Source organism: Acidovorax sp. NO-1, from assembly GCF_000238595.1.
GTDB lineage: Bacteria > Pseudomonadota > Gammaproteobacteria > Burkholderiales > Burkholderiaceae_C > Acidovorax.
On the sequence record NZ_AGTS01000083.1, the window covers coordinates 168,686 to 179,265 of the forward strand.

9 protein-coding genes are annotated in these 10,580 nt (G+C 65.3%); 8 read left to right on the forward strand and 1 reads right to left on the reverse strand.

The genetic code is table 11. From position 1 onward, the window contains the following. Positions 1-8: 8 nt before the first annotated feature. The gene (locus KYG_RS13610) at positions 9-818 is read right to left on the reverse strand and encodes an SDR family NAD(P)-dependent oxidoreductase (protein ID WP_008905491.1); all 810 of its coding nucleotides are present in this window, start codon (positions 816-818) and stop codon (positions 9-11) included. 128 nt (positions 819-946) lie between these two features. Between KYG_RS13610 and KYG_RS13615 the strand changes: the two genes are divergently transcribed. The 8 genes from KYG_RS13615 to KYG_RS13650 form a co-directional block, all read left to right on the forward strand. Beyond that, positions 947-1,429, forward strand: a complete 483-nt coding sequence (locus tag KYG_RS13615) for a MaoC family dehydratase (protein ID WP_008905492.1) — start codon at positions 947-949, stop codon at positions 1,427-1,429. 122 nt (positions 1,430-1,551) lie between these two features. Then, complete coding sequence (locus KYG_RS13620; RefSeq protein ID WP_008905493.1) at positions 1,552-2,721, forward strand: acetyl-CoA acetyltransferase; 1,170 nt, start codon at positions 1,552-1,554, stop codon at positions 2,719-2,721. Between the two features lie 5 nt (positions 2,722-2,726). Beyond that, positions 2,727-3,128, forward strand: a complete 402-nt coding sequence (locus KYG_RS13625; protein WP_034694630.1) for a Zn-ribbon domain-containing OB-fold protein — start codon at positions 2,727-2,729, stop codon at positions 3,126-3,128. Positions 3,129-3,144: 16 nt separating this feature from the next. Beyond that, positions 3,145-4,377 carry an acyl-CoA dehydrogenase family protein gene (locus KYG_RS13630; protein ID WP_008905495.1) on the forward strand — a complete coding sequence of 411 codons (1,233 nt, stop codon included), beginning with the start codon at positions 3,145-3,147 and terminating at the stop codon, positions 4,375-4,377. A 47-nt stretch (positions 4,378-4,424) separates the two neighbouring features. Continuing rightward, positions 4,425-5,240 (forward strand): alpha/beta fold hydrolase, encoded by an 816-nt coding sequence (locus tag KYG_RS13635; RefSeq protein ID WP_237707262.1) that lies wholly within the window; start codon positions 4,425-4,427, stop codon positions 5,238-5,240. Between the two features lie 418 nt (positions 5,241-5,658). Beyond that, entirely contained in the window at positions 5,659-6,762 is a 1,104-nt protein-coding gene (locus KYG_RS13640) for an HlyD family secretion protein (RefSeq protein ID WP_034694564.1), read from the forward strand. Further along, complete coding sequence (rbbA, locus tag KYG_RS13645) at positions 6,759-9,515, forward strand: ribosome-associated ATPase/putative transporter RbbA (protein WP_008905498.1); 2,757 nt, start codon at positions 6,759-6,761, stop codon at positions 9,513-9,515. Before KYG_RS13640 ends, rbbA begins: the two co-directional genes overlap by 4 nt. Positions 9,516-9,517: 2 nt before the next feature. Further along, positions 9,518-10,580 (forward strand): ABC transporter permease (locus tag KYG_RS13650; protein ID WP_050813858.1); only part of this gene is annotated, 1,063 nt, incomplete at its 3' end.

A 10,580-nucleotide genomic window follows, 5' to 3' on the forward strand; every position in this document is an offset into this window, starting at 1 on the left:
TGGCCATGTCAGCCCGGTGTGCTCAAACCGCCGTTGACGCTCAGGGTCTGGCCGGTGATGGCATCGGACTCCGGTCCGGCCAAGAACGCCGCCGCGTTGGCGATGTCCTGGCAGTGCACGGGGAACAGCATGCGCTTGCGCAGGTTCTCGATCATGTCCTTGCCGTGACCGCCTTCGAGCGCTGGCGAGCCCGGGCCCCAGCGCGGCTCGGCATCCCAGATGTAGCTCATCGCCACCGCGTTGACCCGAATGCCGTCGCGCCCCAGTTCACGCGCCAGCACGCGGCACATCTGCATCATGCCGGCGGTGGCGCCGCCAATGAAGGATTCGCCGACCGTGGCCACGCGGCCCGCGTCGGTGCCCACCGCGACGATCTTGCCGCGGCCGTGCAGTGCCATGACGCGGGCGGCAGCCTGGATCGCAAATGCGCGGGTGAGCCAGTGGGCGCGGATGTAGTTGTCGAAGTCGCCGTTGCTCATTTCCTTGAAAAGGCGAAAGGACGGCGAGTCGGCACTGGCGCCTGCGCCGCTGGCCACCAGGATGTCAAGGCGACCGTGGCGCTCGGCAACTCGATCCACCATGGCACGAACCGCGTCGCTATGGGTCAGGTCGGCTTGTTCAAACGCGGCGCAGTAGCCGTTCGCAGCGATCTCGTTGATCACTGCCTGTCCGGCTTCGGGATTGCGGCCGTTGACGATCACGTGCGCGCCGCGCCGCGCCAACTCCAGCGCAATGGCACGACCGATGAAGGCCGTGGCACCGGTGACGAGGGCGATCTGGCCCTGAAGTTGACCGCCAGGCAAGGGTGCTGGGTTCATCCGCTGTTCTCCTGCGCTAGACGACATAAAAACCCAATTATGTCAAAACAGCGGGCCAGGCCGATAGAAGGATTGCCCGCAGAGAACCACTTTCATCCATCACCACCCATCAATCACCGGACTTCAAAATGGCCAACCTGACCGACAGCGCCAAGTCGCATCATTTCAAGACGCACCGACGCACCATCACCGAAACCGACATCGTCACCTTCGTCAATGTGGTCGGCTTGCATGAACCATTTTTTATCGACATGGAGTACATCCGGGAGAACATGACCGGATCGCATCGCAGCCGCTTTGCGCCCGGCCCGATGGTCATTTCGCTCGGCATGGGGCTGCTGGCAACCTATGTGTCCGAAATCATCAAGCAGGTGCTGGAAGGGCGCGAGGTTGGCCCGTTCGGCGGTATGACCGGCGTACAGGCACGCCTGCGCGGTGCGCTGTTTCCGGGCGACACCATTCATGTCGAAGGGGAGGCCCGACTGCTCCCCACGACCTCGCGCGGCTATACCCTGATGGAGTTGCAACATTTGGTGATCAATCAGCGTGGCGAAACCATTGCCGACTTCACTGAAACCATTACTTTTTTGCCTGCTGCTCCGGCTCCATGAATTTTGAACTTTCGTGAGTCGTTTGCCTGTGGCAGCCCGTCCACGACTCGCGACGTCAAATGGCCGGATCAATAGTACAGACCGCACAGACCGGGATATCCAACACCAGGAGATTTCTACATATGACAAAACGAGAAGCTGTGATCGTCGGCGTTGCCGACCTGCCACTGAAGGACGGCAAGGTCCTTGCGCCCATGTCGGTCCTGCAGGCCCAGGCGCTGGTCGCCCGCGACGCCTTGAAGGACGCCGGCATCGCCATGCACGAAGTCGATGGGTTGCTGACCGCCGGTATGTGGGGGGTGCCCGGCCCGGGCCAGTTGCCGACCGTGACGCTGTCGGAGTACCTGGGGATTACGCCGCGCTTCGTCGACGGCACCAACATCGGCGGCTCGGCCTTCGAGGCGCATGTGGCGCATGCCGCCACCGCCATCGAGGCTGGCCGCTGCGAGGTGGCGCTGATCACTTACGGTAGCCTGCAGAAGAGCGAGATGAGCCGAAACCTCGCCGGGCGCCCGGCGGTGCTGACCATGCAGTACGAAACCCCCTGGGGCATGCCCACGCCGGTGGGCGGCTATGCGATGGCGGCCAAGCGCCACATGCACGAATATGGCACCACCTCCGAGCAGCTGGCCGAGATCGCGGTGTCCACGCGCAAGTGGGCGGCGCTCAATCCGGCGGCCACCATGCGCGAGCCGCTGTCGATCGAGGATGTGCTCCAGAGCACGATGATCTCCGACCCGCTGCACCTGCTCGATATCTGTCTGGTCACCGACGGTGGTGGCGCGGTGGTCATGACCACCGCCGAGCACGCCAAGGCGCTCGGTCGCAAGCCGGTGTTCGTGCGCGGTTACGGCGAATCACACACCCACTGGACCATCGCCGCCATGGCCGACCTAGCGCGCCTGACGGCCGCCGAAGTGGCCGGTCGGGACGCCTTTGCCATGGCGGGCATCCGGCATGACGCCATTGACGTGGTTGAGGTCTATGACTCGTTCACCATCACCGTGCTGCTGACGCTCGAAGCGCTGGGCTTTTGCAAGCGTGGCGAGGGTGGAGCCTTTGTCGCCAACCAGCGCACCGCGCCGGGCGGTGTATTCCCGCTTAACACCAACGGCGGCGGTCTGTCTTACGCACACCCAGGCATGTACGGCATCTTCCTGCTGATCGAGGCGGTGCGCCAGTTGCGCGGTGAATGCGGCCCGCGCCAGATTCAGGACGCCGTGACCGCCCTGGTCCACGGCACCGGCGGCACGCTCTCCAGCGGTGCCACTTGCATTCTCTCCACCCGGTGAACACCATGTACGACAAACCCCTGCCCGTCATCGATGGCGAGAGCCGCTCCTATTGGGACGCCCTGAAACAACATCGCCTGACACTCAAGCGCTGCCATGACTGTGGCAAGCACCATTTCTATCCGCGCGTCCTGTGCCCGCACTGCCATTCCGACGCCGTCGAATGGGTCGATGCGCGCGGCACCGGCACCATTTACAGCTACACCATCGCGCGTCGGCCGGCCGGTCCGGCCTTCAAGGCCGACACCCCCTACGTGGTGGCGGTGATCGACCTCGACGAGGGCGCGCGCATGATGACCAACATCGTCACCGACGATGTGGAGGCGGTGCGCATCGGCCAGCGTGTGACGGTGCAGTACGACGATGTGACCGACGAGGTCACGCTGCCGAAGTTCCGGCTGTTGTAGCGCCGAGGTTTCCCATATGGACTTCACCATCGATCCCGATACCGTGGCGATTGCCGAGGCAGTGCTGCGCTTCGTGGAACGCGAAGTGCTGCCGCTGCAGCAGCGCCACCACGACCTGCTGGGCAGCGAACGCAGCTTGTTCGATGCCAGCGGTCGTTATGTGCCCGAGGCGCTGGCGCTGCGCCAGCAGGTGCGCAAGCGCTCGGCCGAGTTGGGTTTTTACACTCTGTTTGGCGACGAAACACTGGGCGGCGGCGGGCAGGGCGCGCAGGTCATGGCCCATGTGCAGGAGGTGCTCAACCACCGCGTGGGTCCGGCCCAGCCTCTTGTGCAGACGGTGGTGCTGCCATCGCCCTTCACCAACGGTCTGTCGCCGGTGCTGCGGCACCTGAAGCCGGACATCTTCGCGCAATACCGCGATCGCATCGCCAGCGGCGACAAGACCCTGTGCTTTGGTCTGAGCGAGCCCGATGCAGGCTCCGATGTATTCGGCATGCGAACCCGCGCCGTGCGCGACGGTGACGAATGGGTGCTCACCGGCACCAAGCAGTGGATCACCAACTCGCCCTACGCCGATTACGCCATGGTGTTCGCGCTGACCGACCCCGAAGCCGCGGCGCGCCACAAGGGCGGCGTCACCGGTTTCTTCGTCGACACGCGCGTGCCCGGTTTTTCCGTGCCGCGCATCATCAACACCATGGGCCACCTGGGCGGCGACACCGGCGTCATCGTGCTCGACGGCGTGCGTGTGCGCGACGACCACCGGCTCGGCGAAGTCGGGCGCGGACTGGCGGTGGCCATGGACGGCGTCAACGCCGGGCGCATGGGCATGGCGGCATCTTGCCTGGGCCTGGCCCGATGGGCGCTGGACCAAGCTGTGGACTATGCCAAGGTGCGAAATACCTTTGGCGTGCCCATTGCCGAGCACCAGGCCATCCAGCTCATGCTGGCCGACAGCGCCATGGACATCTACGCCGCCAAGACCATGATCCAGAACTGTGCCTGGCGCCTGGACAGCGGCCGCGCCGTCACCGCGCAGGTCAGCATGGTCAAGGCATTTTCGACCGAGATGCTGGGGCGCGTGATGGACCGCAGCATCCAGATCCACGGCGGCATGGGCCTGACCAACGAACTGCGCCTGGAAGAGGGCTACCGCTTCGCCCGCGTGATGCGCATACCCGACGGTACGGGCGAAATCCAGCGCCGCACCGTCGCGCGCCAGTTGCTGACTGGACAGGCCGACCTGTAGGCTGTGTGGATCCTCTGCAATGCCCAACCCGGAGGCAGATTGACATGATGAAAAAGCACGAAATGAAGGAACACGAACTGTTTGCGGGAGGCCATCGGCTGGCAGCCACCACCTGGGGTGATGTGGGCAACGGGCAGCCGAGCATCGTGATGATGCATGGCGGGCTGGACTGCATCACCACCTGGAAAGATCTGCCTCAGGGGTTGGCCGAAGCCAGCGGCTGGCCGGTGCTGGCCTATGACCGGTATGGTTATGGGCGATCCGAGCGTCTGGTGGGTGGGCGCGAGCCCAGTTACCGGCGTGAAGAGGCCGGGCCGGTGCTTGGCGAGGTGTTGCGCCACTTCGGAATCCAAGAGGCGTTGATGTTCGGCCACAGTGATGGAGGAGCCATGTCGGTGCTGGCTGCGGCGGCGCATCCTGAGCTGGTATGCGGCGTTCTGGCTTGCTCGCCAACCATGGCTGTGGATCAGTTCATGGTGGATGCAATGGCCGTCGCGCGGCGCGCGTTTGAGCAAGACGGCCTGCGTGAAAAACTTCGGCGCCACCATGGCGACAACACCGACACCATGTTCTGGGGCTGGTACGAGCCCTGGGCCAGCCCGCAGGCACTTCAATGGGACATGAGCGCCGAGCTTGCCGCCGTGCGTTGTCCAGTTTCCGTGTTGTTCGGCAATGACGATGAATATGGCTGGCGGCCCAGCGCGATGGCCTTGTTTCGTCATGGTCTGATGCCGCTTGAAGTGACGGCGCTGCCTGGAGTTGGCCACCACCCGCAGCAGCGCGCCCGCAGGGAGACCATGGACGTGTTGCAGCGCTTGCTTCACCGTATGAACAACACCGCCCCGGCCAACGACAAAGGGTAAGTCCGATGAGAGGCATCAGGGAGCACGGATCTGGGTGCACGGCCCCACTGCGCCCATGCATTCGATTACGACGACGTGGCCATCTACCAGAACGTGGATCGCAAGCCCGGCCAGCTGGCCAACACCCTGCCGTTGTCGCGCCGATACATCTATGGAAGCCATTGAGCGCGCTGATCGTTATGCCGTTGCAAATAACAGCATAGACACGAGCGATTCTGGAAGAAAGTGCCCACGCAGTGCCATCAAAAATGCCGACACCGTACACAGCGTTGGCTTCCCGCAGGCATGGGCATTGTTGGCGGCTCGCAGATCGCTCTGGTGACGGTTGCTTGACGTTTTCGCACCCTTTGTGATCGGTCAAGGTTCGGGCCCGCAGCAAACTTACAATCAACGAAACACTTGGAATATTGTCCCTCCCTTGCAATTGCCTGATCGCTGGCAAAAGCCTTTCATGTATGCGATCACTGCTGTGATCGTCACCGGCGTCGTCGTGGCTTGGCGCTGGGCAGCCCCCGACCGTTTGCCAGACGGCATTGTGGGGGGGAACGGTCGCCTTGAGGCCACGACGCTCGATGTGGCGGCCAAGTCGGGCGGGCGCTTGCAGAGCCTGCGTGTGCACGAGGGCGACTTCGTTGCTGCCGGTGACGAGATCGCGCGAATGGACACGCGAGTGCTGGAGGCGCAACTTCGCGGAGCCCAGGCCCAGCAGCGGCAGGCGCGCACGGCGCGGGAAACGGCGACTGCGCTGGTGCGCCAGAGGCAGCAAGCGGTATCTACCGTGGCGGCCCTGATCTTGCAGCGCGAAGCCGAGTTCGCCCTGGCCGAGAAGGAACTGCGACGCACGTCGGAACTGGTGGCGCAGAATTTCATCTCGGCCCAGCAGCTCGACGCAGCCAACGTGCGCGTGCAGTCCAGCCGCGCTGCGCTGAGCGCGGCGAAATCGCAGCGCATCGAGGCCGAGTCAGGGGTGCTTGTCGCACGGTCACAGATTGTCGAGTCCGAGGCCGCCATCGAGTCCGCACTGGCGGCCGTTGATCGCATGGAGGTGGAGATCGCGGATGCGGTGCTGCGCGCGCCGCGCGCCGGACGCGTGCAAACCGTTCTGACCCATGCCGGCGAAATGCTCGCCGGGGGCGGGCGCGTGGTGACGCTGGTGGATCTGGCCGACGTGACCATGAGTTTCTTTCTGCCCGAAACCGTCGCTGGCCGCGTGGCCATCGGTGCCGAAGCGCGGCTTGTGCTGGACGCGGCGCCGAACCTGGTCATCCCGGCCCAGGTCGATTTTGTCGCCAGCGTGGCGCAATTCACGCCGAAGACCGTGGAGACCCAGTCCGAACGGCAGAAGATGGTCTTCAAGGTGCGTGCGCGGATCGACCCGGCGTTGCTTGGCCACCATCGCGAGCAAGTCAAGACCGGCTTGCCGGGCATGGCCTATGTTCGCGTCGGCGCTGAGCCATGGCCTCCGAAGTTGTCAGTGAATGTGCCGGAAGCTGTCCCGGCGGCTTCTGAGCACGCGCGATGAAAGGCGATCCGCCTGCGGTGCGTGTGCAGGGCGTTGGTCACCGCTATGGCGGCGTCGTGGCCCTCGATGGCATTGACCTGGTCTTGCCCGTGGGAGGGATCATCGGCTTCGTCGGTCCTGACGGCGTCGGCAAATCCACGCTGCTGGCGCTGGTGGCGGGCGCCCGCGCGCTGCAAAGCGGCCACGTCACCGTGCTTGGCGGCGACTTGGCCCGACCCGCGCATCGGCGCCGCGTCTGCCCGCGCATCGCCTACAACCCGCAGGGGCTCGGGCGCAACCTCTACGCGACGCTGTCGGTGCGCGAGAACCTCGACTACTTCGGCCGCCTGTTCGGCCACGGTCAGCGCGAGCGCGAGGCCCGCATTGTCGAACTGTTGGGCAGCACGGGTCTGCTGCCCTTCGCCGACCGACCCGTGGGCAAGCTGTCCGGCGGCATGAAGCAGAAGCTCGGCCTGTGCTGCGCGCTGATCCATGACCCGGACCTGCTGATCCTGGACGAGCCGACGACCGGCGTCGACCCGCTGTCGCGCCGCCAGTTCTGGGTGCTGATCGACCGCATCCGCGCCCTTCGCCCCGGCATGACCGTGCTCGTGGCCACGGCCTACATGGAGGAAGCCGGGCGCTTCGACCGCCTGGTGGCCATGCATGCTGGCCGGGTGCTGGCGGTCGGCACGCCCGCCGAGATGCTGCAGCGCACCGGCTGCGCCAGCCTGGAGGATGCCTTCGTCGCGATGCTGCCGGCAGCATCGCGCGGCGGCCATCAGGCGCTGGTAGTACCGCCGCGCCCGGGCGGGGCACACGATATCGCCATCGAGGCGCAGGACCTGAGCTGCCGCTTCGGCGACTTTACCGCTGTGGACCGGGTGAACTTTCGCATTGAGCGCGGCGAGATATTCGGTTTTCTGGGGTCCAACGGCTGCGGCAAAACCACGACGATGAAGATGCTCACGGGCCTGTTGCCTGCCACGGAAGGCAGCGCGCGCCTGTTCGGCGAGCCGCTGGACGCGCGCGACATGGCCGTGCGACGGCGGGTGGGCTACATGTCGCAGGGCTTCTCGCTCTACCGCGACCTGACGGTGCGCCAGAACCTGGAGTTGCAGGGCCAGCTCTTCGACCTCGGCAGGCAGTGCATTGCCGATCGGGTGGACACCTTGCTGGACCGTTTCGGCTTGCGCGAGTCGGCCGAGGCCTTGCCGATGACGCTGCCGCTGGGCCAGCGGCAGCGCCTCCAACTGGCCGCAGCGGTCATGCCCGAGCCCGAACTGCTGATTCTGGACGAGCCGACCTCGGGCGTGGACCCGGTGGCGCGCGACAACTTCTGGGCGCTGATGATCGACCTGTCGCGACGTGATGGCGTTACGATCTTTGTCTCCACCCACTTCATGAACGAGGCGCAACGTTGCGACCGCGTGTCTCTGATGCACGCAGGTCGCGTGCTGGCCAGCGGTACGCCTGCCGAGCTGGCGCGCGCGCGTGGCGGCGGCTCGCTGGAAGACAGCTTCGTGGCCTGGCTGCAGGACGCCCAGGCGCAGGACCCTGCCGCGAAGACAGAGGCCGCCGCGCACATTGCCGAGGCCGGGACTCGCCATGATGGGGCGGCGACAGCCAAAGCCGTCGCCCGCACCCAGCGCCAGTTCAGCCACCATCGCCTGCTCAGCTGCGCCCGGCGCGAGACGCTGGAGTTGCTTCGCGACCCGATCCGTCTTGCCATGTCGCTACTGGGCTCGGTGCTGCTGATGCTCATCATGGGCTACGGCATCAGCCTCGACGTGCAGGACCTGCGCTACGCCGTGCTCGACCGCGACGCCACTTCCGCCAGCCGGGCCTACACGCTTGAGCTGTCGGGTTCGCCCTATTTCGTCGAACAGGCACCGCTCGCCAACGATGCCGAGATGGACCACCGCATGCGCAACGGCGAATTGGCTCTGGCCCTGGAGATTCCGCCCGGTTTCGGGGCCGACCTGGCCCGCGGGCGGTCCGCCACGGTGGGCGTGTGGATCGACGGCGCGATGCCGATGCGCGCCGAAATCGTCTCGGGCTACGTGCAGGCCCTGCATGCCGGCTTCGTGACCGGGCGACTGAATGATGCCGGCATCGACACGCGGCCGCCGGCCAGCGTGGAGGTGCGCTACCGTTACAACCCGGGCGTGCGCAGCATCGTCTCGATGGTGCCAGCGGTGATCCCGATTCTGCTGATCTTCATCCCCTCGATGCTGGCCGCGCTGGCCGTGGTCGGCGAGAAGGAGATGGGCTCGATCACCAATCTCTACGTCACCCCGGTGACCAAGCTGGAGTTCCTGCTCGGCAAGCAACTGCCCTATGTGGCCGCAGGCATGGTGAACTTCGCGCTGCTGACGCTGATGGCGGTCACGCTGTTCGGCGTTCCATTCACCGGCAGTCTGGCCACGTTGACACTGGCAGCGCTGCTCTACGTGTTCGCGGCGACCGGTCTTGGGCTGCTGATGTCCGCCTTCACCAACAGCCAGCTGGCAGCGCTGTTCGGCACGGCGCTGGCGACCATGCTGCCCGCGATCCAGTTCTCCGGCATCCTGAATCCGGTCTCGACGCTGGAGGGGTTCTCGGCGTTGATGGGGCAAATCTACCCGACCGCGCCCTTCGTCACCATCAGCCGCGGCACCTTCTCCAAAGCCCTCGGCTTCGCCGACCTGCATGCACTTTTTGTTCCGCTCGCACTGTCTGGCCCCGTTCTGCTCGTGCTGAGCATGCTGCTGTTACGCAAGCAGGAGCGTTGATGATGACGCCGCAGCTTTCCTGGCATATCGTGCTGCAGCTTGCCGGCAAGGAGTTGCGCAGCCTGTGGCGCGACCGTTTGCTGCTGGTGTTCGTGCTCTGGGCCTTCAGCGGCGCCATCTACACGGCGGCCACCGCCATGCCGGACCGCCTGGTGCGCGCCCCGATTGCGGTGGTGGACGAAGACCAGACCGTGCTGTCTCAGCGTCTCATCTCGGCTTTCTACCCGCCCGACTTCCTGACACCGGATCTCATTTCGCTTGGGGAGATGGACGCGGGCCTGGACACCGGACATTACAGCTTCGTGCTCGACATTCCACCGGGCTTCCAGCGCGACGTGGTCGCGGGCCGCCGGCGGGCCCTGCAACTGAACGTCGACGCCACGCAGATGCGCCAGTCCTTCGTGGGCACCGGCTATGTACAGAACATGATCCAGCTCGAGCTTCAGGAGTTCGTGCAGGGCGAGCGCGCTGCGGCTGCGTCGCCTGTGGAACTGGCCGTTCGCATGCGTTTCAATCCCACGTTGAACAGTGCGTGGTTCACCGGCGTGATGGAAGTGATCAACATGGTCACGATGCTGTCGATCATCCTGGCCGACGCCGCGCTGATCCGCGAGCGCGGGCACGGCACGCTGGAGCACCTGCTGGTCATGCCCATTCGTCCGGTCGAGATCATGCTGGCCAAGGTGCTGTCGATGGGCGCCGTGGTGCTGCTGGCCTCCCTGCTGTCGCTTCGCATTATGGTGCAGGGGGTGCTGGAGATGCCCATTGGCGGCGCGCTCGCCTTGTTCATGCTGGTCGTGGCGCTGCACCTGTTCGCCACCACCTCGATGGGCATCTTTTTGGGCACCGTGGCGCGCTCGATGCCGCAGCTGGCGCTGCTGATCATCCTGGTGCTGCTGCCACTGCAGATGCTCTCGGGCGGCGCCACGCCGCGCGAGAGCATGCCCGAGGCGGTGCGCACCTTGATGCTGCTGGCACCGACGACGCACTTCGTGAGCTTGGCTCAGGCGGTGCTTTATCGAGGGGCCGGGATGTCCATCGTGTGGCCGACCCTGCTGGCCCTAA